General features: G+C 64.8%; 21 protein-coding genes. 12 read left to right on the top strand and 9 right to left on the bottom strand.

Annotation, left to right across the window (positions count from 1 at the left end; translation table 11 throughout):
• Positions 1 to 39: 39 nt before the first annotated feature.
• The 5 genes from ACQPYR_RS39200 to ACQPYR_RS39180 form a co-directional block, all read right to left on the bottom strand.
• Positions 40 to 1635 carry a serine/threonine-protein kinase gene (locus ACQPYR_RS39200; RefSeq protein WP_433624569.1) on the bottom strand — a complete coding sequence of 532 codons (1596 nt, stop codon included), beginning with the start codon at positions 1633 to 1635 and terminating at the stop codon, positions 40 to 42.
• Between the two features lie 98 nt (positions 1636 to 1733).
• Positions 1734 to 2945 carry a DUF7373 family lipoprotein gene (locus tag ACQPYR_RS39195; protein ID WP_433624567.1) on the bottom strand — a complete coding sequence of 404 codons (1212 nt, stop codon included), beginning with the start codon at positions 2943 to 2945 and terminating at the stop codon, positions 1734 to 1736.
• A 9-nt stretch (positions 2946 to 2954) separates the two neighbouring features.
• The gene (locus ACQPYR_RS39190; protein WP_433635364.1) at positions 2955 to 4004 is read right to left on the bottom strand and encodes a DUF7373 family lipoprotein; all 1050 of its coding nucleotides are present in this window, start codon (positions 4002 to 4004) and stop codon (positions 2955 to 2957) included.
• Positions 4005 to 4156: 152 nt separating this feature from the next.
• Positions 4157 to 5245 (bottom strand): DUF7373 family lipoprotein, encoded by a 1089-nt coding sequence (locus ACQPYR_RS39185; RefSeq protein WP_433624565.1) that lies wholly within the window; start codon positions 5243 to 5245, stop codon positions 4157 to 4159.
• Between the two features lie 268 nt (positions 5246 to 5513).
• Entirely contained in the window at positions 5514 to 6719 is a 1206-nt protein-coding gene (locus ACQPYR_RS39180; protein WP_433624563.1) for a DUF7373 family lipoprotein, read from the bottom strand.
• Positions 6720 to 6833: 114 nt separating this feature from the next.
• Here ACQPYR_RS39180 and ACQPYR_RS39175 point away from each other — a divergent pair, with 114 nt between their 5' ends.
• The gene (locus ACQPYR_RS39175; protein WP_433624561.1) at positions 6834 to 8156 is read left to right on the top strand and encodes an FHA domain-containing protein; all 1323 of its coding nucleotides are present in this window, start codon (positions 6834 to 6836) and stop codon (positions 8154 to 8156) included.
• A gap of 30 nt (positions 8157 to 8186) precedes the next feature.
• Here the strand turns inward: ACQPYR_RS39175 and ACQPYR_RS39170 are convergent, their stop codons facing one another.
• A complete protein-coding gene (locus ACQPYR_RS39170) occupies positions 8187 to 9632 on the bottom strand; it encodes a metallopeptidase (RefSeq protein ID WP_433624559.1) in 1446 nt (481 codons plus the stop codon).
• Positions 9633 to 9740: 108 nt separating this feature from the next.
• Here ACQPYR_RS39170 and ACQPYR_RS39165 point away from each other — a divergent pair, with 108 nt between their 5' ends.
• From ACQPYR_RS39165 to glmM, 5 genes are all read left to right on the top strand, one after another.
• Positions 9741 to 12305 (top strand): FHA domain-containing protein, encoded by a 2565-nt coding sequence (locus tag ACQPYR_RS39165; RefSeq protein ID WP_433624557.1) that lies wholly within the window; start codon positions 9741 to 9743, stop codon positions 12303 to 12305.
• 70 nt (positions 12306 to 12375) lie between these two features.
• Positions 12376 to 14208 (top strand): hypothetical protein, encoded by a 1833-nt coding sequence (locus ACQPYR_RS39160; protein WP_433624555.1) that lies wholly within the window; start codon positions 12376 to 12378, stop codon positions 14206 to 14208.
• Between the two features lie 144 nt (positions 14209 to 14352).
• Positions 14353 to 14796, top strand: coding sequence for a 50S ribosomal protein L13 (gene rplM, locus ACQPYR_RS39155; protein WP_040686710.1), 444 nt, complete (start codon positions 14353 to 14355; stop codon positions 14794 to 14796).
• Positions 14793 to 15302: a 30S ribosomal protein S9 gene (gene rpsI, locus ACQPYR_RS39150; RefSeq protein ID WP_433523105.1), complete on the top strand. Its 510-nt coding sequence runs from the start codon at positions 14793 to 14795 to the stop codon at positions 15300 to 15302. The genes rplM and rpsI overlap by 4 nt, the downstream gene beginning before the upstream one ends.
• 217 nt (positions 15303 to 15519) lie before the next feature.
• The gene (gene glmM, locus ACQPYR_RS39145; RefSeq protein WP_433624553.1) at positions 15520 to 16896 is read left to right on the top strand and encodes a phosphoglucosamine mutase; all 1377 of its coding nucleotides are present in this window, start codon (positions 15520 to 15522) and stop codon (positions 16894 to 16896) included.
• An 890-nt stretch (positions 16897 to 17786) separates the two neighbouring features.
• Here glmM and ACQPYR_RS39140 read toward each other — a convergent pair.
• Positions 17787 to 19445 carry an ABC-F family ATP-binding cassette domain-containing protein gene (locus ACQPYR_RS39140; RefSeq protein WP_433624551.1) on the bottom strand — a complete coding sequence of 553 codons (1659 nt, stop codon included), beginning with the start codon at positions 19443 to 19445 and terminating at the stop codon, positions 17787 to 17789.
• A 176-nt stretch (positions 19446 to 19621) separates the two neighbouring features.
• Between ACQPYR_RS39140 and ACQPYR_RS39135 the strand changes: the two genes are divergently transcribed.
• The 5 genes from ACQPYR_RS39135 (at position 19622) to ACQPYR_RS39115 (ending at position 23039) form a co-directional block, all read left to right on the top strand.
• Positions 19622 to 19819, top strand: a complete 198-nt coding sequence (locus tag ACQPYR_RS39135) for a PspC domain-containing protein (protein ID WP_040686696.1) — start codon at positions 19622 to 19624, stop codon at positions 19817 to 19819.
• 115 nt (positions 19820 to 19934) lie between these two features.
• Positions 19935 to 20243 carry a DUF6802 family protein gene (locus ACQPYR_RS39130; RefSeq protein WP_387293825.1) on the top strand — a complete coding sequence of 103 codons (309 nt, stop codon included), beginning with the start codon at positions 19935 to 19937 and terminating at the stop codon, positions 20241 to 20243.
• 455 nt (positions 20244 to 20698) lie between these two features.
• Positions 20699 to 21010, top strand: a complete 312-nt coding sequence (locus ACQPYR_RS39125) for a hypothetical protein (protein ID WP_433599651.1) — start codon at positions 20699 to 20701, stop codon at positions 21008 to 21010.
• A 44-nt stretch (positions 21011 to 21054) separates the two neighbouring features.
• Positions 21055 to 22623: a hypothetical protein gene (locus ACQPYR_RS39120; protein WP_433624549.1), complete on the top strand. Its 1569-nt coding sequence runs from the start codon at positions 21055 to 21057 to the stop codon at positions 22621 to 22623.
• A gap of 29 nt (positions 22624 to 22652) precedes the next feature.
• Positions 22653 to 23039 carry a hypothetical protein gene (locus ACQPYR_RS39115; RefSeq protein ID WP_433624547.1) on the top strand — a complete coding sequence of 129 codons (387 nt, stop codon included), beginning with the start codon at positions 22653 to 22655 and terminating at the stop codon, positions 23037 to 23039.
• 12 nt (positions 23040 to 23051) lie between these two features.
• Here ACQPYR_RS39115 and ACQPYR_RS39110 read toward each other — a convergent pair whose 3' ends face one another.
• On the bottom strand, positions 23052 to 23822 hold the full coding sequence (locus ACQPYR_RS39110) for an ESX secretion-associated protein EspG (protein WP_433624545.1): 771 nt from the start codon (positions 23820 to 23822) through the stop codon (positions 23052 to 23054).
• Between the two features lie 154 nt (positions 23823 to 23976).
• On the bottom strand, positions 23977 to 25131 hold the full coding sequence (locus ACQPYR_RS39105) for a WXG100 family type VII secretion target (protein ID WP_433624543.1): 1155 nt from the start codon (positions 25129 to 25131) through the stop codon (positions 23977 to 23979).
• A 405-nt stretch (positions 25132 to 25536) separates the two neighbouring features.
• Here ACQPYR_RS39105 and ACQPYR_RS39100 point away from each other — a divergent pair, with 405 nt between their 5' ends.
• The gene (locus ACQPYR_RS39100; RefSeq protein WP_433624541.1) at positions 25537 to 25986 is read left to right on the top strand and encodes a DUF6640 family protein; all 450 of its coding nucleotides are present in this window, start codon (positions 25537 to 25539) and stop codon (positions 25984 to 25986) included.
• The last annotated feature ends 23 nt before the right edge of the window (positions 25987 to 26009 follow it).

Genomic DNA, 26009 nt, shown 5'->3' with positions numbered 1-26009 from the left:
GATACCGCTGCGATAAGACTGTCGAGCACGTCCGCAGTGTTACTTGACGACCTTGGCCATCGACGGAACCATCTTGTCGACCAGTGTGTCCTGGGACTGCCCGGTCCACACCTGGAAGGCCTGCACGGTCGAGGGGTCGTCGATCACAACGATTTTCGCGTTGCTCGACAGGATGCTGCCGGGCAACCCACGCAGGCCACCGTTCCCGGCTTGGCTGTCGGTCCGCAGCACGATCACGACCTCGGAATCGACATCCGCCGAATAACTTGCGGCCGACAGTGCGCGGGGCGACTTCTCATCGCCGACAGCCTTGTATTTGGTGCTGTAGACAAAGCCGAGGTTCTGCAGGAACTTGGATTGCTCGCTGGGATTGAGCACCACAGAGAGCGTCGAGTTGCCGAAATTGAATGCGGTGACAGTCTTTCCGGAGAATTGCGGATTGGCGTTTCGTGCTTCGGTCACTTTGTCGCCACCGCCGGAGTCGGATCCGCCGCTGGACAAGAAAAACGTTCCAGCTGCGACAGCGGCAACGACGACCACGGCGAGAGCCGCCGGTATCAGGAATCGGCGGATGGGTGACCGGCCTGAGTGGTTTCGCTGGGTCGCGATCAGGCTCTGGTCGGTGTTTTCCTGGGGCGCGAATCCGGTTGTGGGAGTCCGGGTTCGGGTGTGGTAGTCGGTGCCGGAAGCGTACGGGTATCCGGTAACCGGCATGGTCGGGTTGGTCGAATATCCCGCGACAGGCATGCGGTTCTCGGTCGAGTACCCGGCCTCGGGGGCACGGAATCGAGCACCGTAGAGGGCGGCCTCGGCGGCCTGGGTGAACTCGCGACATGTTGCGTAGCGCTGTGTCGGGTCCTTGGCCATCACCTTCTCGATCACCGCGTCCAACGCGGGCGGCAGACCCGGTCGAACGGCGCTCAGTTTCGGTGGCGGCTCGTGCATGTGGCCCATCATGACCACGGCAGGCATGGTCGACGGATACGGGTTCTGCCCGGTCAGCAGCTTGAAGAACGAGCAGCCGAGGCTGTAGATATCGGCGCGATTGTCCAGGCTGGTTCCGACCAACTGCTCAGGCGAGGCATAGGCAACCGTAGCCATGAAATTGCCTGTCGCGGTGAGGTCTTGGCCGTCCTCGGACGATTTCGCGACACCGAAGTCGGTGAGCAGTACCCGTTCCTCATCGCCTTCTTCGGCGGCGGAGAGCAGGAAGTTCGCCGGTTTCACATCTCGGTGCAGCAGCCCGCGCCGATGCGCGTAATCGAGCCCTTTGCCCACCTCGGACACGATCCGCAGGGCGCGCTGTGGGGTCATCACGGACGGGCCCTTCTTGGCCTCGTCCGCGGCATCGACACCGTCGACGTACTGCATGGCGATCCACAGCTGCCCGTTCTCCTCGCCGCGGTTGTACACCGCGACGATGTTCGGATGATCGAGTCCGGCAGCCAGATTCGCTTCGCGCTCGAAGCGTGCGCGGAATTCGTCGTCGGTGGACAGATCGGCGCTCAGCACCTTCAATGCGTCACGACGCGGGAGGATCGGGTTCTGGGCCAGGTACACCGTGCCCATACCGCCGCTGCCGAGAACTTGAAGTACCCGGTAGCCGCCTACGATTGCGCCGGGCCGCAACGCCATTCGGTCCTCCTCGATGATGTCGAACGCCCGGACACGCGAGCCTCCGTCAGAAATCTAGCAAGTCGTCGGTGGGTATTCGAGTCGCATCCGAACCGTCCTCAACGGCTCTGCAGCAGGACATACTGCGCGGAGACCTTCTGATGCAGATCCTGCAGCTGCTTCCCGAATGCCTGCACGACGTACCGATCGACCTGGAACATACACAGATTTATCGAGCCGGTCGGATTCTTCTCGGTAACTCCATCCGCGAAACATTGGACATGTTCGCCGAGTCCGGCCGGTGCGGCGACCATTTTCTGATCGGGCTTCAGTGGCTGCCACGTCGTCCAGAGGCCGTCGGCGTCCCTCAGGGATTTGGTTCGGAAGACGACGGCATCGCCGAACGACACCAGATCGACGTTGTACTTCTCCAGTTCCGGCAGTGTTGCTTGGCCTGCATTCATCAACGACACCGTCCCGCGGCCGCTGAAAACCCCATCGGGCTCAGCGCGAATGGGACTTTCCGGATTGCTGGGTATGGTTCGGCCGAGTAAACCCTGTGGGTCGAGCGGGATACGTGAGAGTTCGCCGGCTGGAGTCGGCTGGAACTTGTCGAGCAGCGGGAGCTGCACTGCGAGCATCTTCTCGACCTGCGATGTCAACGCGGGCAGATCGGGTGCCGAGGTATCGTCCACCACCTTGATGTAGACGATGTACCGGTCGTGCACCGTCCATGAGCCGACGGAGGAGATGTCCGGTCGCCAATGCGCGTACGTATTCGGCTTCGAAATCGAAACGGGCTGATTGTCGGCGTTGTAGGTGAAGTCGTCGTGTTCGAGGGTCGGTCCGACGGCCGACGCGGTTTGCGCATCCGGGAACATCAGCACCGCGACATTCAGCGTTCGTCGCTTGTCCTCCTGCGCGCCCCCGGTTCGCCACGCGTTGCCCCAGCCCGCGACCAAGTCCTTCGCGACATCATCGAAGGTGTCGTTGATGACGAGGCTGCCGAGGGTCTTGCGGTTGAGGACAATATGCGTCGCGATGCCCCAGGCATCCTCGACGTAGGCGGGATCGGCTTCGTACGGCAGCGCCACATAGTCGGCCAGTCGCTGTGCCTCGCGCGCCCGAGCTTGTTTGCTGCTCTTGGCATTACCCACTTGGCGCGGCTTGGTCTGATAGTTGCCGAAATCGAGCTTCGACGCGTCCGGCTCCACGCGGACCGGCTGTCCGGTCACCTGCGAGCCACAGCCCGCCGATGCGGTAGCCAACGCCGCGACCGTGCACAGCGCCACCACTATTCGAACGGCCGTTGGCCTGGTAGTGAGCTTCATGCCCTCCCCCTAACGCCCGTAAGTCAGTAACTTGTATTGCGCAGCTGCTTTTTGATACGCCTCTTGCACATTGGTTCCCTCGACCTTCGCGACATATCGGTCGTACGCGAGATAGCACACCGGCGGATAACTGAGTGAAGAGGTCTTTTTGTCCTTGGTGTCGAAACACTTCGCGTCCGGCATGTTCGGTGGCGCGTCGATCGGACGGTATCCATCGGATCGCTGATCGATAAGGGCGGCGATCAGGCGGACGGTGCTGCTGACATCACGAGTGCGAAAAACCTTTTCGCCGGAGTATGCGACCAGATCGACGCCGGCATCATCGAAGGCGGCTTTGGATAGTGCCGGGAACCTCTCGGCAGGCAGCGCGCTGCGTGCGGTCATGAGCCTCGTCCGATCGATCCCGGAAATGCTCAGCTGCCGGTCTTCGAGCGGCAGGGTCCGGCCGAGCAGGCCATCCACATCCAGCGGAAGGGAGCCGAGCTGATCGATCGGCGTCGGCGAATAGTTCTTCAGTGTCTCGATACTCTTGGTAAACGTCGCCTGGGTGAAAGCGATCAGCGGCGCGGTGTCGACAGGTTCGCTGACCGGATCGGTGATGTACACGTACAGCAGCATGGCGTCGTGTGCGAGGAATGAATCCAGCGTCCGTTTACCGGGTGACCATTTCGCACGGGCGCTCGGGTGTTCCGGGATCGTCACCGTCTCGCCAGGGTCCAGCTCCGCCTGGCGGTCGGCCAGGCGACGGGCCGCGGTCTCGGCCTTGGCCGCGTCGGAGAATCGAAGCGTATCAATAATTACCGAGCTGCCGACCCACGGGTTTTTACGGCGTTCGCCGGATGATTCCCACCCGGCGACGAGTCCTTGCGCGAGGTCGGGGAACTCCTTGCTCGGGATAGCGGCCATGGTTGCCGGTGATTTCAGGGTGGTCCGCCCATCCACCGATGCCAAGCGCTGGTAAGCGAACTTCCCGTCTATTTCGAAAGGCAACGGTATCGAGTTTCCGATCCGCACCGATTCCAGGTTGGCTCCCGAGTCCGCCGTGCGCGTGGATTCCATATCGCGTGGCGTTGTCGGATAGTTCCCGGAGTCCAGTTTGGTTACGTCGATGGCGGGGGTGGTCGCGTCCTTGCTGTCACCGCAGGCTGCGGTCGCGGCGAGGGCCACGGCGATCATGGCGTACAGGCTGTGTCGGAATCGCATGGTCGGACTCACTCGCTCTTGGCCAGGATTGCGTACTGAGCGGCGGCGCGCTGGTACAGCACCGGATCCAGGTTTCCGGTGAACGTTCTCCCGACGACGACGGCCGCGTACCTCCCATAGACCACGACGCAATATTGATCGAAATTCCTTGTGTCATCTCTGGTATCGAGCTTGATACAGGTGGCATCGGGCAGACCCGGTGGCGATGGGATGATCTCGTCGTTCTTACCGGCCTTGGCCAGGACGGACTGCAGGTGGAAGGCGCCGGACAGGTCTCGCGCACGATAGAGGATCGCGCCACGGCGTCCGACCAGATCGACCCCGCTCTCATCGAATGCCTTCTGCAGCTCGATCGGATTGCGTTCGAAGTGCAGTTCGCCGGACGGTTCGAAATAGCCGAAATCACTCTTGCCGATGAACGGGTCGCTGAAGTCCGGGGCCTCGGGCAGTGCGCGGCGCATGATGTTGTCCGGATCCGTCGGCAGGTCGAGCAAGTCGTCCAGTGGTACGGGCTTCTGCTGATCCAATCGGGTGATCTGCAGGTCGATCGCTTTACCGATATTGTTCGCGACCATGGTCTGATCTGGTTGGGGGAGAGCGGCATTCGCCACGATCACGTACGGGCCGTGCGCGACGAACGAGGTCACTGTCTTGTCGTCGGCCGAGGAGGCCCGAGCATCCGAATGCCCCGGGATGGCCACCGGATGACGGCCCGGATTGCTGTTGGTGAGCTGATCGAACTGGTCGGCGGCGGCTCGCCCGGCCGCGTCGGTCGGGAAGCGCAATATCGAGATGATCAGCTTCTTACGACTGCGGAGATTACCGTTGGTGCCGGAGACATAAACTCCCGCAAGGAGATTGTTGTCCGTCGCGACCGAACGATACAGTTCGGGAAAGGATTTCTCGCTGATCATCGAATCGGCATTCGCCATCAACGTCTGATTCGCGGTCACGCTGATTTCGCTGTCGATCTCGAACGGATGAACCAGGTAGTTGAGCATTCGGCGCGCTTCGATCAGCCGCAAGTCGGGAATGCTGGTGATGTCGGGCGCGTAGGCAGTCGGCTCGGCGGTATACGCCCCGGTCTTCAATGTCACGACATCGACCGGCGAAAGCCCCGGCCCCGGTTGCCCTGTCACGGTCGTCGAACAACTCACGCTCGCTGCGGCGAGCAGTGCGACGAACCCGCCTCGGTACCTCATACTTCCCCCGTTCCGGAGCTGTTCTCCCCGTTCGCTTACTCCCCGCGGGATCCTACTTCACAGCTCTCGTCAGCGCCGGAACCGTTTTGGGAAGGGCAGTGACTCTGCCGGCTCCTACGCACCTGGGTTTCGAGCACCGGTACCGCGCTCTGCGCGTGCCGTGTCAGAGGCTATTGGCCAAAAGCGCGTACTGCGCGGTCACCTTCTGCCGCGCATCCGGCTCTTTATCGCTGGTGACCACACCGACATACCGCTTGTACGGGACGTAGCAGCGGTACTTGTACTGCCGCTCGGGATCGCCTTTGCTGTTGAGCTGCAAGCACTTCGCGCCCGGCACATCCTTGGGTGCGTCGATCGGGTCGAAGGTGTTGCGCACCTCGTCGATCAGCCCGTCGATGAACTTCTGGCCGGCCGGATAGTCGCGCACGCGGGTGACCGAGCCGTTGTCGACGATGGCGAACCGCTCGACCCCGACCTCGTCCACCAGCTTCTGGGTCTTGGCCTCGTCCTCGGCCGACTGCACGAAATAACTCGGCCCGTATACCGCGAAGTTATCGGCATTCGGGGTGTGTCCGCGACGATCCGCGACCACGACCCGCCCGAGCATGCCCTCCGGGTCGACCTTCAGGCTGCTGAATTTGTCCTGTGGCGTGGCTTGGAATTTGTCCAACGCGGGGACCTGGGCGTCGAGTGTCTTCTCGACCCAACTCTGCAGGTCCGAACTGTCCGCGCGAGGCCGCCCGACGAACAGTGAGATGACGAACTCCTTGTGCGCCATGAAGGTTCCGATATTGGCAATGCCTGGGCGCCAGTGGATATAGGCATCCGGATATTTGCTCGACGTCAGTTTGCGGTTGTCGGGTGAGATGTTGATATCGGCGTCTTCGAGTTCCCGGGCGGCGATCTTCGCGGCGGCCTCGTCCGGGAACCGGAATACCACGTTGGTGATCGCGGTGGTGTCGGCCGACGGCCGGGTCTGCCCTGGCGGATCGGGCTTGTCCGAACCGCTGGTGGCGTATCCGGTGAGGTACTTGCGGTTCACCAGCACCGGCTTGGACGCGGACGCGACGTGTTCGACGGCATCGTCGATGCTGCTGAGCACCTTGCCTTCGCGCCCGTAGGTGAGCGACGGGTCGATCTTCGAACTGGCGACCACGGCGTCCGACATTCGCATGCCCTCGACCAGCGCCCCGTTCGAGCCCGCGTCCTGGTCGTATTTGTGTCGATCGACCGGATAGGTGCCGACCTCCAGTTTGCGCACGTCTTGCTCGGCCGCCAGCGGCGTACCCGGCACGCCGCCGCAGCCGGCCAGCAGGCCGGTCACCGCGATACAAGCCACGGCGAGCGCGATGCGCGAAGTCCTAACCATGACAGGCCCCTCGTTCCTCCCGATGTCCATCTGAAGTTACCGGACGGACGCCGGGGAGGGGGACCCTTAGGGCTTGGATTGCAATACCCTTGTCGATGTGGCGACGACCCCGCAATGCGCACCCCCGAAAGGCCGATACCGTTGAAGGATCGGCAGGTTGAGGTCGTTGTCGGAGGTCACGCCGTCGCCCGGGTCGCGGGTGCGGTGGTGGTCGTCGCACATCATGGGCATGCGCGCCCGACTCCGGAGGCACCCGCCGTCATCGCGCTGGAGTCGCTGGCCGAACTCGTGCGCGACGCCGCCGAACAGCATCCGGAGGGACCGGGCGCGCTGGTCGCGCGGGCGGCAACCCGCTGGCTGATGACGCATGCCGAGCGGATCAGTCCCGGTGCGCCAATCGATTTCGGCATCCTGTCCGCGGCCGAGACCGGCGGGGTGGCAATCTTCCTGCACGGTGCCGTCACCGCGGTGCTCGCCGGTGACGGAACGCTCGAGCGCTATCGGGGCAGCGATGCTGCCTTCACGGTGGACCGGGTCGCGTCGGTGCCCGCGCGTGCGGTCGCGCTCTTCGTCGATGACCCCAAGGGCCGCATTCCGGATGTGCCCGCCGAGCGGGGGATCGGCTGGTTGGTCGAGGGAATCGCACAGGCGGGCGGCGCGATCGTCTGGTCCGATGCGGTGCGCGGCCGGTCCGAACCGGCGCGATCCGAGCACGCGCATCCACCGCCGACCGCGCGCATCGACTCGGGACCGACCCAGCGTCCCGAGCCCGAACCGCAGCTCGAGGCCGAACATCTGACCGAGACCCGCGCCTCAACCGCGATGCTCGATTCGGTTCAGGAGCAGGAACCAGTCGACCCGCATCACGCGCCGACCCAAATGGGCGGCACCAATCCGGCCCCGCGCCCGGATCCGGACCTGCAGCGCAGGCTGGAGGCCACCGCGAAGGCCACCGCGCTCACCGTCAAGGTGCTGGGATTCAAATGCGCGCGTGCGCATCCCAGCGATCCGCGCTCGGCGTTCTGCACGGTCTGCGGGATGCCGGTGGATCAGACGCAGCAGCTGATCGAGGTGGTCCGCCCGCCGCTGGGCATGCTGGTCCTCGACGACGGCATGACCTACATGCTGGCCGCGGACGCGGTCCTCGGCCGCGATCCGGAACATTCCGAACAGGCCCGCCGCGGCATGGTGCCGTTGAAGGTCGAGGATTCCTCGGGCGGCATGTCCCGCGCGCACGCCGAGGTGCTGCTGGTGAATTGGGATGTGTCCCTGGTGGATCGGGGTTCCACCAATGGCACCCGCACCCGCCTGCCCGGTTACCGCGACTGGATCCGCATCCCGCCCCACCAGCCGATGGGCCTGATACCCGGCACCGAGATCATGATCGGCAACCGGGTACTGAGATTCGAACCTGCCGCACCCCCGCCGTTCGGCTGAGTATTCGCATCGCCCCGCCAGAACGGGAGCTCAGGAATACCGCGACGTGCAGGTGTGCTCGCCGTCGAGCACCCCGGCGCGGAAGGCGTCGACCCGGGAGAACCCACTCGGCACAGTCTTGCCCTCGATATCGCTGGCCGCCAGCCCGTCGGCCAGTAGTCCGGAGACCGCCTCGTCGAGATCGCCGGCGGCCAAGACGATATCGCCCTGGGCCTGGGTCCGTCCCGGCTGCGCGAGCTTGCCGGTGACCACACCCGAAAGGCAGGCCGCGCGCAATCCGGTCTTGGCGCCGACGAGCTGCTGGCCGTTGCTCTGCTGCACGGCGAGGGTGTAGCGCGAGATGAAGACGATGTAGCCGTTGTAATCGCCGGTCACCTTGAGCGGCAACGGATCATTGTCATCGGCATCGGAGGTGCCGCGCTGTGCGAGCGCTGGCACATCGGTCGCGATCGTGTTCTTGGCCGGACAATACGAAACCGGCGGTGTGGCAACGCCGTTCTTGCAGTCGATTTTCGCGCCGGAGTAGTCGTAGGTCGGCGCCGACTTCAGCGGCAGGATCGCGGCGAGTGCCTTGCTGAGCTCGATCAGACTGTCCTTGTCGATCGGATTCTCGCCGTGGCCGGGATCGTCCTTGAAGCTCTGCGGCAAATTGCCACGGCGGCGCTCGATTTCGTGCATATCGATGGCCTTGCACGCCTTCGGACCATCGGTGAAGCCGATCTGCACGGCCGTGACCCGCTCGAATGCCGAACCGTGCACGCTCTCGGGATCATCCGGATTGGAGTCCCGAATGGCGACGGTCGCGGCCAGCACCGAGTTCAGACCGTCGGAGGTATTGATGGTGAAGTGCTTGGATTTGCCTTCTGCCACATGGCGAATGAACGCGCCCGAGAAGCAGTCCGCCTGCTGCTCCTTGACGATCACCGGATCCTTCGCCTGCACGATTTTCGCCAGGGTCTGGATGGCGTGTCCGTATTCATGGGCGAGCACCATGATCACGGCCATCTTGCCGAAGGTGTCCTCGATCGTCGGCAACAGCACCGAGCGGTCCCAGCCGATCGAGTTGTCCAGTCGGCAATAGGCCGCGTTCACCAGGTGATAGGTGGATTCCCTGCAGAATTCGAGTGCCTGGGTGCGCGGCGCCTTCGCGCTCCAGGAGATCAGCTTGTCGACCGGCTTGAATTCGCCGTCGAAGTCCTTGCTGTATTCGGCGTGCCAGTATGTCTGGATATCATCGATCGCGTTGAGCGCCAGGGCATCCACCTCGCCGCTGTCGCCGTTGACCGCGGTGAGCGAGCTGTCGGGGACGCCGTCGCGCGGTCCGCTCGGACCGTTCGTGGTGGGCAGTCCGGCGACCTTGAACGGATCGTCGTAGACCGAAACCGCTCGACCGTGCACCGCGCGAGTACAGCCCGCCAACAATGCGATTACGCACAGTGCTGCGGCAATGACTGCGGTCGCTCGGAGTTTCGGCAAGGCTCCCCCTAGTCGGCCGGTCGCACGTTCATAACGGTCTCCGGATCGGGGCATAAAGGCGCATCGGGGGCACCGCCGAAGTCCGGGTGATGGAATAGTATCCGCTGCATGTCTTTACCGGGGGCGCAGACCATCACCGTGCGCCATGATGGAACCGAACGGGTCTTCGATTCGAATCAACAGGTCACGATGGGCCGCGCACCGGAAGTGACGTTGTTCGTGGACAGCCCACTGGTCTCGCGGGTGCATGCGACGCTCGCCTGGCAGGGGAACAGCTGGGTACTCACCGACAATGGCAGCACCAACGGCGTTTTCGTGGATGCGCGGCGCTTGAGTCAGCCGGTGCCGATCAATCGGCCGACGCAGGTCCGCCTCGGTGATGCGATCAGTGGTCCGCTATTGCATCTGCTGCCCGCGACGCCGGCCCAGCCGCAGCGACCGCAGGCAGCGCAACCGCAACCGTCGCAACCGCAGTCGTCGGTGCCGCCGGGGTATCAACACCCGCGACGGACACCGCAGGCACCGCCCCCGTCCCAGCAGCGTCCGCAACAGCAACGCCCAGAGCACCCCCCACAACCGCCTTCGCAGCCGCAACCCCAGCAGCCACCGCCCTCCCAACCGCAGCAGCCGAACGTCAATATGACCTTCAAGGCCGACACCTCGATGCTGCCGCCGGTTCGCACCCGCCCGTCCACGGCGCCGATCGCCAGGGCCGATCGTCTGCCGCCCGGCGGGCTGAATATCGGTCGTACCTCCGACAATCAGATCGTCGTCAACGATCCGCTGGCCTCGCGCAAGCACGCCCGGCTGGTCGCGGACTCCGAGGGCCTGACCATCGAGGACCTCGGCTCGGCCAACGGCACCTTCGTCAACGGCCGTCGCGAACAACGCACGGTGCTGCGTGAGCGCGACATCATCACCATCGGAAATATCGACTTCGTCGTCCAGCAGGGCACATTGGTGCATCGGCAGAAGCCGGTCGCCGAACAGGGCCTGCACGTGCACGGTGTCGGATTCACTGTCGAGGGCAACAAGCAGCTGCTCGTCGATGTGAATATGCAGGCGGGACGGGGCACGCTCACCGCACTCATCGGACCTTCCGGTGCGGGCAAATCGACGCTGTCGAAATTGATCGCGGGCAGCACGCAGCCCTCCGGTGGTGTGGTCACCTTCGAAGGTCGCAATCTGCACGCCGAATACGAGGCGCTGCGTTCCCGCATCGGCATGGTGCCGCAGGACGATGTGCTGCACCGTCAGCTGACCGTGCGCCAAGCCCTCGGCTACGCCGCCGAACTTCGACTGCCGCCGGACAATTCGAAGGCCGACCGCCAGCAGGTGATCGACGGTGTGCTGAAAGAACTTTCGCTCACCGAACATGCCGAGACCAGGGTGGACCGGCTCTCCGGCGGTCAGCGCAAGCGCGCGTCGGTTGCGTTGGAACTGCTCACCGGTCCGTCGCTGCTGATCCTGGACGAGCCGACCTCGGGTCTGGATCCGGCGCTGGACCGTCAGGTGATGACGATGCTGCGCGAGCTGGCCGATGCCGGTCGCACCGTCATCGTGGTCACCCACTCGGTGGCCTGCCTGGACATGTGTGATCAGGTGCTGTTGCTCGCGCCCGGTGGCAAGACGGCCTTCTGCGGTCACCCCGCCAGCGTCGGCGCGGCCATGGGCACCAGCGACTGGGCGGAGATTTTCGGGCGGGTCGCCGCGAATCCGGATCAGGCATTCGCCGCGTACCGGTCCAGGCTGGCCTTCGCGCCACCGCCGCCACCGCCCGCGCCGCCGCGGCAGGGCTCGGCGGGCAGCCCGCCGCAATCCGGGCGCGCCAAGCAGTTCTCCACCCTGGCGCGACGGCAGGTCCGATTGATCTTCGCCGACCGCGGTTACCTGGCGTTCCTGGTGGTCCTGCCCTTTATCCTCGGTGCGCTGTCGCTGGTGGTGCCGGGCAGCAACGGTTTCCAGAGCGGTCCGCTGGAGCAGGTGCAGAGCGGCAACGAGGTGCTGTTCGTCCCGTCTGGCGGCAGCGAGACCCAGCAACTGCTTGTCGTATTGATTTTGGGCGCCTGCTTCATGGGGTCCACGCTGACCGTGCGTGATCTGGTCGGCGAGCGCACCATCTTTTATCGCGAGCGCGCGGTCGGGCTGCTGCCCTCCGCGTATTTGCTCGCCAAGATCGCGGTGTTCAGCATTACCGCGTTCCTGCAGGCGGCGGTGCTGGTCGGCATCACGCTGGTCGGTAAGAAGCCGCCGCTGGAGGGTTCGGTGATCCCGAACGGGCCCACCGAGCTCTATCTCGATATCGCGTTGACCGCGGTGTGCTGTGTGGTCTTCGGCCTGCTGCTGTCCAGTCTGGCCAAGTCCAACGAGCAGGTCATGCCGATGCTCGTGGTGATGATCATGGTCCAACTGGTCATGGCGGGCGGCCTGATTCCGGTGACCGACCGGGTGGTGCTCGAACAGGTCTCGTGGCTGTTCCCGTCACGATGGGGTTATGCGGCCGGGGCGTCGACGGTGGATATTCGGACACTGTTCGCCAACGCGCAACCCGACGCGCTCTGGAAGCACGAGCCGAATATCTGGTATCTCGATATCGCCCTGCTCGTCGCGATAACCGCGGTATTGGCGATCATCACCTGGCGTCGGCTGCGGTTGCGGAAGTCGAACGCGTGAGGGGCCGCTCCGGCGGGCTCTCACCGGATGCGGTGAGCATGTCGCTCGCGCAGCAGGCACACTTATGCCTGTGACGGTGCGAGTTGGGGCAGTACATCTCGGATGGGATGTGGTGTCCGTTGCCGCGGGCGGCGGTGGGACACCGATCCGGCCCGTGCAGGTAGAAGGTACATACACGCCGCCGGCATATCTGCTGGCGGATTCGTCGGGTCGGCTGCACACCGCCGGAGTGGAGCGGCAGCGGCCGGATCTGGGGATGGCGATCGCCGACGTGCGCGACATTCTCGGCCATCCGCAGATCGTGGTGGCCGGTGCGACCTGGCCCGCCGAGCTGGTCTTCCGTGCCCGCATGTACAACCCGCTCGCGGCCATCGGCAAATATCTGCGCGGCAAACCGGATCTGGTCGCGCTGCCGTTCCCGGACGGCTGGCCCGACGCGAAGGTCGATGTGTACGTCGACCTGGTCGAACGGCTGGACGTCACGGTCGAACCGCTGCCGGAAAGTGTTGCGCTGTCCGGATATGTGCGTGCGCTCGGTCTGGTGCGGTCCCCGGACGATCGCAATCCACACGGCATCGGCGCGACCGGGGTGTACTCCGACGGGCGGACCATGCTGGTCGTCGCGGTGCACGGCGACGATGAGCAGCCGACCGAATCGGTCGACGTGCCGGTCACCGCGGAGGCCATGCGCGATGCGCGTTCGGCCGACAATGTGGTGATCGAGGTGATGGCCGCGGCCCGCTCGATCGGCGCGGACACCTCGACGGTGCTGTTGTCCGGCAATGTCTGTTTCAACGACGCGCTGCGCTTGGCGTTCCAGAATCATCTCGGGCACCGGTTGCACGTGGCCGATCATCCGATGCACGCGCTGGTGCTCGGTGCCTCGCATCTGCTGGTGACCGATAACGAGAACGGTGAGCCGGACTCGGCGGGACGGCATGCCGAGCCCGCACCGCCGCGGGTGCGGCAGGCGGAGTCGCCGCAGTATCAGGCCGAATCGGCACAGCAGCAGGCGCTTTCGGTGCAGCGGCAGGCCGAGGCCGCGCAGGCGTTAGCGGCGCAGCGCCAGGCGGAGGCTTTGCCCGGGCGGCCGGATGTGCCGTCGCGCTCGGAGCAGGTGGGGTGGCCGGAACAGGGGCAGGTACGTCCCGAGCAAGGGCCCGCCCGTTCCGATCAGGGCTCGGTCCCACCCGAGCAGGGCCAGGTCCGTCGTGAGGCAGGGCAGTCGCATCCGCCGGTGGTGCAGTACGGGCCCGGGTATCCGACCGTGCAGCCGTCGAGCGAGCCGACGGGCGAGGAGCCGACCACCCGGGTCAGCCGGGAATCCTTGCCGCCGAACCTCGCCGAACTTGGTAGCCGGTTCACCCGCCCGCCCGGGCAGTATCCGGAAGAGCAGCGGCCCACCGTCATCGGTCGGCCGCCGCCACCGCAGGGGCCCACGCCACAGGGGCAAGTGCCGCCGCTGCGGCCGCGCGGTTCCTACCAGCCGCAGCAGGAGCAACCGCCGCCGAGCGGTGCGCAGTGGCAGCCACGCGAATCGGACGAGGACGCGGACAAACCACGTAAGGGCAAGCGTTGGGGCAAGTTGTTCGGCGCGCAGGCGGTGGCCGGTGCCGCCGCACTGGCCGCGATGGCCGTGCCGTCCGGTGGCGACCGGGTCGAACTGGCCGCTGCGGTCGCCGGAACGCCCGTCTCTTGCCCATTGACTCCGTACGTCACCAATGAGCAGCGTGCGGGGATCGCCGCGGCGCGCGGATACGACCCGGGTCTGGTGTCGGAACAGGGCGATTCCGGATTCGACGCCGCAGGTGCGGAGTGCGCACAGCCGAGCATCGACGTCCCCCGCTACGTGGTCCCGGGCCCGCCCGGCGCCATCGACCACGGCCCGCCGATCGAGATCTGACCGGTTTCATACCGCTGGGGCATGGCTGGTATCGTTGCCCGTTGGCGTGTGAACGTACGTCGAGCCCTGGGTCTCCACCGGCCGCCGGGAACCGCTCGACCGCACGCCGTGGCTGGCAACACCGACTACAGACAGGGAACCACTGTGCCTACGTACAGCCCCAAGGCGGGTGACGTGACCCGCAAGTGGTACGTCATCGACGCCACTGACGTAGTGCTCGGCCGTCTCGCCGTCCAGGCAGCGAATCTGCTGCGCGGCAAGACCAAGCCGACCTACGCGCCGAACTTCGATGGTGGCGACTTCGTCATCATCATCAACGCCGACAAGGTTGCCATCTCCGGCAACAAGAAGGCGGACAAGCTGATCCACCACCACAGCGGACACCCGGGCGGCCTCAAGTCGCGCACTGTCGGTCAGGTGTTGGAGTCGCGGCCCGATCGTCTCGTGGAGAAGGCCGTCAAGGGCATGATCCCGAAGAACAAGCTCGGCAACGCCATCGCGGGCAAGCTGAAGGTCTACGCGGGCCCGACGCATCCGCACGCCGCTCAGCAGCCCATTCCGTTCGAGATCAAGCAGGTGGCCCAGTGACCGCTCCTGAGGAATTCAACGAGTCCGACGAATACGCGGCCGAGGACGCCAACGTCGAGGTCGTCGACGAGGACTACGGCTACGAGGCCGAGCCCGCCGCCTACGCCCCGATCGTGATCGACCGCCCGGTGCAGACCGTCGGTCGTCGCAAGGAGGCCGTCGTTCGCGTGCGCCTGCTGCCGGGTACCGGCAACTTCGTGCTCAACGGCCGCACCATCGAGGACTACTTCCCGAACAAGGTGCACCAGCAGCTGGTCAAGTCGCCGCTGGTGACCGTCGAGCGGACCGAGTCCTTCGACATCCACGCGCGTCTCGTCGGCGGTGGCCCCTCGGGTCAGGCCGGTGCGCTGCGTCTGGCCATTGCTCGTGCGCTCATCGAGGTCACCCCGGACGACCGTCCCGCCCTGAAGCGGGCCGGCTTCCTGACGCGTGACCCGCGTGCTACCGAGCGTAAGAAGTACGGCCTCAAGAAGGCCCGTAAGGCGCCGCAGTACTCGAAGCGCTGATTTTGGCTACGTCGGCCACCGTCATCCGCCACCCTGGAGGTGTCGGAGGCGGTACGGTCGGCGGGGCACCTGTGCGAGAGCAGGCCCCCAGCACGGCTGGGCGCCTGCTCTCGTGCTGTATCTATTTGCGGCGTTTGCGGGGCCCTGCGTGGTTACGCGGGCTGCCGCCTCCGTGCCCGTCGCGCACGCCGCGGAGCAACGATGAGGGGCGAGGGTAGTGGGACGTTTGTTCGGCACCGACGGAGTCCGTGGGCTTGCCAATGAATCGCTGAGTCCGGAACTGGCGCTGCGGGTTTCCGGTGCCGCCGCGCAGATCCTGAGTCGCGGCAAGGAGCGCGCGCTCGCCGTGGTCGGTCGCGATCCACGCGCCAGCGGTGAGATGCTCGAGGCCGCGGTCACCGCGGGTCTGACTGCCGCGGGCGTGAATGTGCTTTCGGTAGGTGTACTTCCGACTCCGGCCGTGGCGTATCTGACCGGTCTGTACGACGCCTGCCTCGGTGTCATGATCTCGGCCTCGCACAATCCCATGCCGGACAACGGAATCAAGATCTTCGCGGCCGGCGGGCACAAGCTCGACGACGCGATCGAGGACCGGATCGAGGCGTTGATCGCCGAAGATGCGATGCTGCGGCCGATCGGTGCGGGGATCGGGCGCGTGCTGAACGCTTCCGGTGCCCGCGATCACGGGCTGGTGATCCCGAATCAATACAGCGAGGCGGGCACGCACGAGCGGTACGTCGAGCATCTGGTCGAGGCGACCGGACAGGACCTGTCCGGGCTGACCGTCGTCGTCGACTGTGCGCACGGCGCGGCCTCCGAGGTCGGACCCGCGGCCTACCGTGCGGCCGGTGCGACGGTCATCGCGATCAATGCCGAACCGGACGGCCTCAACATCAACGATGGTTGCGGCTCAACGCATCTCGAACAAATTCAGCACGCGGTACGCGAGCACGGCGCCGACCTCGGCATCGCACACGACGGCGACGCCGACCGCACGTTGGCCGTCGATGCCGAGGGCGCCGTCGTCGACGGTGACGCGATCCTGGCCATCCTCGCGCTTGCCATGCACGAGACCGGTTCGCTCGTCCAGAACACGCTGGTCGGCACGGTCATGAGCAATCTGGGTCTGCACATCGCGATGCGCGAAGCCGGAATCACCTTGCGCACCACCGCCGTCGGCGACCGGTATGTCCTCGAGGAGTTGCGCCGCGGCGGATACAACCTCGGTGGTGAACAGTCCGGCCACGTGGTTTTCCCCGACTACGGCACCACCGGCGACGGCATCCTCACCGGATTGAAACTGATGGCTCGTATGGCGCAAACCGGCCGCACGCTGGCCGATTTGGCTTCGGTGCTGCAGACCGTGCCGCAGGTGCTGGTGAACGTCCCGGTTACCGACAAGGCAACGGTCGCCGCCGCCCCCGAAATCCGCGAGGCGGTAGCGGAAGCCGAACGAGCTCTCGGCGACTCCGGGCGAATCCTGTTGCGCCCCAGTGGAACCGAGCAACTGGTTCGGGTGATGGTGGAGGCGACCGACCCGGTTCAAGCCCAGCAGCTGGCCGACGATCTGGCCAAGCGCGTCGCCGCGGTGTAGTTGGGGCAGCGGCACGATCGGCCGCACGTCCTGGCCGCTTTTAGTGGTGGGGCAGGTACGAGGCCCGAAGGTTCGCTGCGGCACGGCGAGTTGTCCACAGGGAATCGGTTATCCACAGACTTTCTGTCTGCGCTGGTCGGGCACCGAGGGCGAGGTTCGGTTTCGCCGATAGTTGGCGTATGCGACCAGGCCTGGAAGAAGTACGGGACAAGCAATTCGGGGTGTTCACCTCATGGCAGGTGCTATGCGAGTACACCCGCGCGGAGATGCGAAATTTACTCGACCGAGGCGAGTGGGTCCGCGTCTTCCGCGGCGTCTTCCGCGAAGCGACCACCTCGCCCTCCGCCCAACTCCGCGTCGAAGCGGCCCGACTATCCATGGGAGTGCCAACCCTGACCGCCGCCTATCACACCGCCGCCGAACTGCACGGTTTGCCAACACCGCACAGCCAACCCACCCATGTACTGGGCATCCAGGATTCGCGCTCCCGCCGCCTGATCGTCCATCGTGACCATGTCGACAAGGCCGAACTAGAACTGATCCACGGCATAGTCACCACCAACCCGACCCGAACCGCAATCGACATAGCTCGCACAGCGCCCCGCCCCGAAGCTCTGGCCACCCTGGAATCCGCACTGCGCCTGGGCATCTCCCGCGCAGCCCTCACCACCGAACTCCAACGCCACCACAGACGCCGCGGCTACACCCAAGCCGCCGAACTGATCCCCCTGGCGGCCTCGCACTGTCCACCCGTCAGCACTGCACCGAACGATCCCGCCCCGACCCTGGTCCCACGGCGTCCCCGGTTATGCGCCCATGAGGCGCGGCTCAGCAGGCGGCATGCACAGTTGGCCGGGCAGCAACCCGACCCGATCAGTCGCGGAAATCATCTAGCTCTCGGTGAGGTTGCCGTTGTTGATGTGCCAGCGGCGGGTGGCGGTGACCGAGTCGAGCATGCGGCGGTCGTGGGTGACCAGCAGCATTGTGCCTTCGAAGGATTCGATGGCCTGCTCGAGTTGTTCGATGGCGGGTAGGTCGAGGTGGTTGGTCGGTTCGTCGAGGACCAGCAGGTTGACGCCGCGGGCTTGGAGCAGGGCGAGTGCGGCGCGGGTGCGCTCGCCGGGGGAGAGGGTTTCGCAGGACCGCAGGACATGTGGGCCGCGGAGGCCGAATTTGGCCAGCAGGGTGCGGACCTCGGCATCCGGCCAGTCGGGCATTTCGGCGCTGAAAGTTTCCGCGAGGGCGGCACTTCCGCTGAAGAGCCCGCGCGCCTGGTCGACCTCGCCGATTTCGACGCCGGAGCCGAGTGCGGCAGTTCCGTCGTCCGGCTGAATTTTTCCGAGCAGCAGAGCCAGAAGTGTGGATTTACCCGAACCATTGGCGCCGGTCAGCACGATGCGGTCGGCCCAGTCGACCTGGGTGGTGATCGGGCCGAGTTCGAAATCCCCTCGGGTGAGGGTGGCATTCGACAAAGTGGCGACCACCGAGCCGCTGCGCGGCGCCGCCGCAATGGACATGCGCAGCTCCCACTCCTTGCGCGGCTCCTCGACCACATCCAGACGCTCGATGCGCCGTTGGGTCTGGCGGGCCTTGGCGGCCTGCTTCTCGGTGGATTCGGCGCGCATCTTGCGGCCCGCCTTGTCGGAATCGACCTTCTTGGGGTCGCGTGCCTTTCGGCGAGCATTGCGAACGCCGTGTTCGAGCCAGTTGCGCTGCATTTGGGCGCGGGCCTCGAGCCCGGCCTTGGTGTCGGCGTAGTCCTCGTAGGCCTCGCGCGCGTGCTGGCGGGCGATCTCACGCTCCATCAGATACGCCTCGTAGCCGCCGTCGTAGATCCCCACCTGCTGCTGCGCGAGATCGAGTTCGACAATGCGATTCACGGTGCGCGCCAAGAACTCTCGGTCGTGACTGATCACCATCAGCGGCACCCGCACGCCGGTCACGAACTGTTCCAGCCGGGCGAGACCGTCGAGATCCAGATCGTTCGTCGGCTCGTCGAGCAGCAGAATGTCGAAGCGGGACAGCAGCACCGAAGCGAGTCCGGCCCGGGCCGCCTGGCCGCCCGAGAGGCCGGTCATCGCGGTGTCGAGGCCGTTCGGCAGGCTATCCGCGAGACCGAGATCCGCCGCGACCTCCTCGGCCCGCTGGTCCAGGTCGGCGCCGCCGAGCGCGAGCCAGCGCTCCAGGGCCAGCGAATATTCGTCCGCACCGCCGTCGGCCAAACGCTCTGCCGCGGCATCCATGATCCGCTGTGCATCGGCGACACCTGTTCGGCGGCCGAGGAATTCGAGCACTGTCTCCCCGGGGATCCGCTCGGGCTCCTGCGCCAAGTACCCGACGGTGGCGTCGGGCGGGGACAGCGTGATGCTGCCGGTTGGTGTCGATCGGTTCGCGAGCATGCGCAGCAGCGTCGACTTGCCCGCACCGTTCATGCCGACCAAACCGATTACATCACCCGGTGCCAGGGTGAAATCGAGGTCGTCGAACAGGGTGCGTTCGCCGTGGCCCGCGGAGAGTCCGCGCGCGTGCAGAGTGGTGCTCACCAGCATGAGTCTGCCGTGTCACTGCCGCACCGCCACCGCGGGGTCTGGTCGGTGCTCGGGGTTGCACCCTGAGTCCGCGGCCTGCGGAAATCAGGGTCGAGATAGGTCATGCGACCGATGTGAAGCGCTGTTTTCCCGGGCAGAGTCGATGTAGTACCGAACATCGCCAGAGAGGGAACACAATGACCGCCCCCGCGCCCACCCGCCGACTCACCCGCTCCACCCACGACAAGTGGATCGCCGGCGTCTGCGGTGGTATCGCCGAATACTTCGGCTGGAACGCCAACGTCGTCCGGTTGCTGTTCGTCCTGTCCTGCTTGCTCCCGGGCCCGCAGTTCGTCGTGTATCTGGTGCTGTGGCTGATCATTCCGAAAAAGTGATTGTCCCCAACAATTAGGGCGGGGAGCTGCGTTCGGGACTCGCGGATGACACTATGGACCGGTACCTACCGATCGACCGCCGTGTCACCCGCGCGAGTCCCGACCAGGAGGAGTCATGATCACCTCAGGTGAATTCCCGGGCATGGATCTACCCGGCGTCGACGCATCCTCCTCCCTGGACGGCCTCGGTGAAGTCGAACTGCACCACCCGACCCAGGACATCGACGGCGACGGCACCCTCGACACCGTCACCACCACCGGCCCCGAGGCCATGCAGGTGTGGACCGACTGGGACCACGACGGCATCGCCGACCAGGTCACCGTGGTCGAGAAGGACGGCGATTACTCCGCATGGGAGTTCCATCGGCATCCGGACGGGACTTCCGAGTGGGTGCGGACCGATCAGGGGAAGATCGGGCACTAGCCGCTGAGCCGCCTCTGGTTGTCGGCCCGGCCCCGTTCTCGGGGTCGGGCCGTTCTCATCGCTTCGACCAATTCACTGTCGACTCCGTCTCGACATATTCGTCCGCTGTACGAAACCCAATTACACTGTCCGACAACGGCCCCCACAACCCAGCCCCTTCGAGGGGCGACCCGGCCGCAGGCTGCAATGATCCGCGCGCTTCATGTGCGGATCATTGGAACCTGCGGAACGAATCCCATGTCGGCCATACTCGAGCCGACCGGTTCTTCTGCGACGCGTCGATGGTTGTTGTAGCCGATAGACCCACCCAGTAGATTTCTGCGCATACGAATTCGGCTGATCGACCCGATGGAACCGAATCCAGCCCGCACACGTCGAAGGAAGTAGGGCAAGTACTCGGCGCGAGCTGGATCGCCGCCGGACGATCGGACGACAGGACTGGAGGGGCCTTACCGATGACCGATTCGAGCCAGATGTTGGGCGTCAAGACCGGGGAACTGGGGCAGTTCGGCAGCGATCTGCAGCTGTCTGCGGCTGTGGTGACGAACAGCGCCAAGCGGGTATCCGACAATATGTTCGGCGACGGGGATGCCGGGCGTAACTACGGGACCCAGGGGAAAGCAATCCATAGTGGGTTGGAAAATGTCGTGAAATGGCTGAAAGCCTGGGGCTCGGCGGGTGCGGCTATCGGCGATACCGTGGGTGCGGCCAGCATAGTCTATTCCGATACCGACAAAGAGAATGCGGACAAGACCAAAAATGCTTAGTCATATGCCCGGGCTGGCGGTTTCGACGAGCAGGGAGTCATAGCATGGCGGATACAACGTCACCGGATCTGAGTGGTAAGAATGTCGATGCAATTCTTGATACCGGATCGTCGGGGCTCCAGTTCTTTGCGCAGTTGATCGAGCGGTATAAAAAGGCGTTCGGGCATGACCCCAACTTGACCTTGAATCAGATCTACGCCAGGTATGACGAACAGCGTGGCATGAACCTGGAAAAGTTGGCCAATACGGCCACCGCGCTTCGTTCAACGCTCAATGAGGCTGATGCTCAGTGGGATACGCAGTATGCGCTGTCGCAGAAGTTGGACACGATATGGCAGGGGCAGGCGGCTGGAGCTGCGAAGTACATGTTCGGACAGCAGCTCACAATGGCCAAGGAGGACCGACGTAAGGCCAGGGCCGCGCTCGATGCAATTACGACCGTGGTGCCGAAACTGCGGTTGGCGGTTCAATCGAAGGCTGATCACGTCCATGAACTGGCGAGCAGCTCGGGCGAGGTAAAGGTCGACGGTAAGTCTCCTTCGGATATCGACGAGATAATTGAAGGTGCCAATACCGGCTGGTCCGATTTTTCGTGGAAAGATTGGGGTATTGTTGCCGCGGTTGGTGTCGTTACCGTCGGTGCCGGAACTTCGGCCGCGGCTGGAGTGTTGGGCCTCGACAAGGAATCGACAAAGAAGGTCAGCCGCAAGTGGCTCGATGATGTTTTCAAGAAGAAATTCGAGGATACGCTGACCAATTTCGTGGACAAGTGCAACTCGACCGATACGGCGATCAAAGAGGCATACCCGTTGCTGGTCAAGGCCATGGAGGAGTTGGACAGCAACCCTTATCCACGCCCGCAAGGGACCGCCACGGACAAGACGCCTTCGAATAACAACAATCCCACCAACAACAACTCCACCACGGCTTCGTCGACCCCCGGCCCCGGGACGACCCCGAGCACGAATACCTCGACGCCGACGACTACAACCACGGCAACGACGCCCACCACTACCACCACGGCGAGCAACCTCCTGTCCGGGCTGTCTTCCCTTACCTCTGCGGCATCGCAATTGACTTCACTCGCTCAGACCGTCGGTCAAGGACTCACCTCTCTGGGCACTTCGATCAAGGACGGGATCGATAGTGCGGTGCAGGAGATCGAAAAGACGCTCAATCCGACGAGTACTGAAGACAAGGATGGCGACGGCAAGCCGGATGACAACAGTTCGGGCGCCGAGTTCGATTTGGCCGGAAAGCATTTGAAGTTCGAGATGGGCCAGGACGGACAGTTGAAACTCGTCTCGACCGATGCCGACGGAAAGTCGCATGAGTACAGCATGAAGCTGGACGAGAACGGTGTACCGGTTATCTCGGACACCGAGGTCGAGAAGGAAGGCGAAGACGCGGGGGGCGCTTTCTCGGACAACTCGCAGCAGGAGGAGGGCACAGGAACTCCGGGCACAACCTCCGGCGTGCCTACCGGAACGGGCGCCAAGCGGGAAGAGGACGGCGAGCACATGCCCGACCCGGCTCTTACCGGCACCGAGGAAGAGAAACCCGAGCAACCTTTCGATAGTGGGGCGCAACTCGCCGAGGCCGGCCCGCTCTAGCAAGTGGATGCGATTAGTGGAGGTGCAGGATGACGAATTACTCGGAAGAGATCGAGCGGATATTCGAAGAGCACGACCGCCAGTCTCGGATGCTGCGCGAGGAACTCGTGGAGATCGAGCAGCGAAGCGCAGCGCGGGGACGCGACTTCGTTGAACAAATGAACGAAGAAATGCGCACGTTCTGGGAAGACCACGCTGAGGAGTTGGAGAAGGCACAGGCGGAGGCGGAGGAGCGAGAACGTCGCGAGACCGAGGCTCGTGCCGAGCAGGAACGCCTCGCCGCCGAGGCACGGGAGCAGCGCGAGGCGATCGCGCGGTCGATCGCAGCCCGCAAAGCTCACAATGTCGTCACACCGATCGACGAGGATGACGATCCTGAGTCCGAGTACTACCGGCGCAAGAGCTGGTTGATCTGAGGATTGCCGGGTCTACCAGCGGTCTTCTTCGGCCTGTCGGAGGCGTTGGGTTGTTTGGTCGATCCAGGTGGTGAAGTGGGTGGCCAGGGTGGTGGGGGTGGTGGGGCGGACGGTTATGTGCTGGGAGCGGTGTTCGGTGTAGCGGCCGTCGTTGGTTATGTCGTGCCATTGGACGGTGGTCAGGGGGGTGGTGAGTTTGTTGGCGGGGCCGGTGTGGAGGAGGGCGGAGCCGCCGCCGTCGGCGGGGCGGTTGAGGAGGCGTTGGTAGCGCTCGCGGGGGGAGTTGCGGGTGACGCTTTCGAGGTGGCCGTTGGGGCGGCCGTAGATGTCGTCGGGGTGGAAAGTGGCGGGTGGGTTGGTGCCTGGGGTGCAGGGAGGGAGGGAACTGGTGAGTTGGGCGGGGAGGTGGTCTACAGGGAACAGGCGGCAGCGGATGGGGCCATTGGTGTCGCCGAAGGTGGCTTGGGCCAGTGACATGGCGTGGTGGTCGGTGCGGGCGCCGACGATTCGGTAGACGCGGATGCCGCCGACCGGGTTCTTGTGTTGGGTTGTGCCGCCGAAGATTTGGATGCGGATGGTCGAGGCGGTGAGAGTGTGCAGGGCGAGTTGGATCTCCTCGAGTTCGTCGCAGGAGTAGCGCTCGCGCATGGTGACCCGATGGGTATCGAAGTCGTCGCGGTAGGCGAAACGGCTGGTGAAGCGGAGTGGATTGGGGAAGCGGTCGTTCGCGGGGCTGAACCACAGTGCGGCGAAATCGTCCGGCTCCCAAGTCCATTCAGCCATCTGGAGATTCCAATCGATCGTGCGGGTGGTTCGTGACGGGTGCGGCGCGTCCGTTTGCGTTTCTGACCAACAGGTTTCGGCTGTGGTGGGCTCGCCGCCCCGCGTGGACGAGCCCGGCCGGCGTCGAGCGCGGCCGGAGGGTGTTGTGCGGCGGTCAGGTGCGGGCCGGCGGGGGTGGCGATTCCGGATCTTCGCCGATCACGCCGCCGGGGAGGGTGCGCGCGATCTCGCCGAGCAGTTCTTCGGTATTGGCGGCGTTGATGAGGTAGTCCGGTATCTGGTGGGTGCTGTCCTCATCGGATTTGCCGCGGCCCGCGCCGGCGCCCATACCGCCCATTCCCATTCCGCTGCGTCCGGTCGAGGTGGACGTAGTGGCCGCTGCCGCAGCGGGATTGGTCGTAGTCGTGCCGGGCGTGCCGGATACGGTGCGGCCGGGACTCGGCGACGTCGAGGTGTAACTGCCGGGCGAACCCGCGCCAGCCGGGGTGGAACTCGGGGTTGTCGCAGTGCTCGGCGTTGTCGCGGTTGTAGTGCTAGGTGTCGTTGTAGTCGGTGTCGTCGACGTCGTGGTGCTCGGGTTCGTCGAGCTCGCGGTGGTATCTGTCGGGTTGGTGTCCGTGGACGTGGTCTCCTCGGGAGACTTGCCCTCGGATTCGGTCCCATCCTTGGTCTCGCCGCCAGTCGAGGTGCCGCCCGTCGGGCCCCCGGAGGTCCCGCCGGGACCTGACGATCCCGGTTCGTTGCCGCCGGATTTGATCGGCCCGGAGATGTCCAGCGGATTGGTCGGGTCGAGTGCGGTGGGCAGCACGGGAATTCGTCCGTCGAACTCGGCGAATTTGTTCACGTAGTTGGTGAGCATGGCGTTGCGGGCGCCTGCGGTCGCCTCGTTCTTGGTGTTCTCTTCCTCGTGGGCGCGTGGCGGCCAGACGTTCGCGGTCCAGGAGTGGTGGTTGGCTTCCGGAATTCCGTTGGCGACGTTGCGGACTCCGTCGGCGGCGGCTTCCATGTCGTTCGACATCTGGGTGATCAATGGCGTCAGCTCGTGGGCGCTGGTGACGTAGCGGTTGATCGCCTCTTTGGCTTTATCTGCGGCCGAGCCTTCCCATGCTTCGGCGATCGAGCCCTGGACGGATCGGGCGAAAGTCTCCAGACCCTGGTCCCATTGGGTGGCCACGTTGGAGTAGGTCATGGCCGCGCCGTGGGCATTCTTCGGATCCAGCGGCTTGAACGCTTCCTCGATTTCGGTACGTTCCCAATGGAATACGTTCTCCCCGTGCGGGGGGATTCTCGTGGGCTCATTGCCTGACATCGAATCGCCCCTTCTTTACAGCCCTGGCCAGGAGAAGATCTTCGGCGTCGGCGGGGCCTGCTGCGGCAGGTTCGCCGCTCCCATCAGTCGACCCCCACACCCCGCCGACACAACAGCCTCAACCGCGAAAACGGACTCAACCACGAGCTTCCCCCTGCTGACCATGTGGTACTCCCCGGTCGCCGGATGTCGATGACATCGAACAGGGCCGGACCGGCTCCCCGCCCCCTATTCAGCTGGATCGACCGTACCGAGCAGTCGACCACCGTGCAAGCGCCCCACGACCGGTCGTCCACGGCCCGAACTACCCGGAATGCCAACGGCCCGTTGACAGTCCGCGGCCCACAGCTCTACCGTTAAATCGGAATCGGATTCCGGTTCCATCAACTGATCGATAGGACCCCCATGACCACCCACTGGACCCTCCCGCGAATCCTCGTCGGCGCCGTCCTCCTCAACACCCTCATCGGCCCACTCCTCGCCGACCTGGTCATCCCCGACATCGCCGACCTGCACCTGCACAACCCCGCCTGGCCCCCGCATGCCAAATTCCACGACGCCCAATACATCGGCATGGGCGCACTCATCGGCGCGATCGGGCTGGCGGTCCTATGGCGGCGAACGGGGAACATGCGCGCCCAATTCTTCCTGGCTGCCGCACTCGGATCGGTCACCTGGCTGGCCATGTGGGGCGCGTTGCTCTTCCCCGGTACCGCGGCTCAGGATCCGGAGCACGCCGCCGACGCCACCAGAGTCATCGGCATGGACCCGCAACTGTTCATCGCCTTGGTGATGCTGATCGCTTTGGCGGTAGCGATCGTCGTCGAGCGCACTCGCGCACCGATCCGGGTCTAACCTACGACCGGCAGACAGGGAGA

This window comes from Nocardia sp. CA-120079 (genome assembly GCF_050955745.1).
In the GTDB taxonomy this organism is placed as follows: domain Bacteria; phylum Actinomycetota; class Actinomycetes; order Mycobacteriales; family Mycobacteriaceae; genus Nocardia.
This window is presented reverse-complemented; position numbering and strand designations above follow the sequence as displayed.

Coding starts and splice junctions, on each gene's coding strand:
- ACQPYR_RS39200 (WP_433624569.1), bottom strand. CDS start 1,635: ATGGCGTTGCGGCCCGGCGCAATCGTAGGCGGCTACCGGGTACTTCAA.
- ACQPYR_RS39195 (WP_433624567.1), bottom strand. CDS start 2,945: ATGAAGCTCACTACCAGGCCAACGGCCGTTCGAATAGTGGTGGCGCTG.
- ACQPYR_RS39190 (WP_433635364.1), bottom strand. CDS start 4,004: ATGGAATCCACGCGCACGGCGGACTCGGGAGCCAACCTGGAATCGGTG.
- ACQPYR_RS39180 (WP_433624563.1), bottom strand. CDS start 6,719: ATGGTTAGGACTTCGCGCATCGCGCTCGCCGTGGCTTGTATCGCGGTG.
- ACQPYR_RS39175 (WP_433624561.1), top strand. CDS start 6,834: ATGCGCACCCCCGAAAGGCCGATACCGTTGAAGGATCGGCAGGTTGAG.
- ACQPYR_RS39165 (WP_433624557.1), top strand. CDS start 9,741: ATGTCTTTACCGGGGGCGCAGACCATCACCGTGCGCCATGATGGAACC.
- ACQPYR_RS39140 (WP_433624551.1), bottom strand. CDS start 19,445: ATGCTGGTGAGCACCACTCTGCACGCGCGCGGACTCTCCGCGGGCCAC.
- ACQPYR_RS39135 (WP_040686696.1), top strand. CDS start 19,622: ATGACCGCCCCCGCGCCCACCCGCCGACTCACCCGCTCCACCCACGAC.
- ACQPYR_RS39130 (WP_387293825.1), top strand. CDS start 19,935: ATGATCACCTCAGGTGAATTCCCGGGCATGGATCTACCCGGCGTCGAC.
- ACQPYR_RS39125 (WP_433599651.1), top strand. CDS start 20,699: ATGACCGATTCGAGCCAGATGTTGGGCGTCAAGACCGGGGAACTGGGG.
- ACQPYR_RS39120 (WP_433624549.1), top strand. CDS start 21,055: ATGGCGGATACAACGTCACCGGATCTGAGTGGTAAGAATGTCGATGCA.
- ACQPYR_RS39115 (WP_433624547.1), top strand. CDS start 22,653: ATGACGAATTACTCGGAAGAGATCGAGCGGATATTCGAAGAGCACGAC.
- ACQPYR_RS39110 (WP_433624545.1), bottom strand. CDS start 23,822: ATGGCTGAATGGACTTGGGAGCCGGACGATTTCGCCGCACTGTGGTTC.
- ACQPYR_RS39105 (WP_433624543.1), bottom strand. CDS start 25,131: ATGTCAGGCAATGAGCCCACGAGAATCCCCCCGCACGGGGAGAACGTA.
- ACQPYR_RS39100 (WP_433624541.1), top strand. CDS start 25,537: ATGACCACCCACTGGACCCTCCCGCGAATCCTCGTCGGCGCCGTCCTC.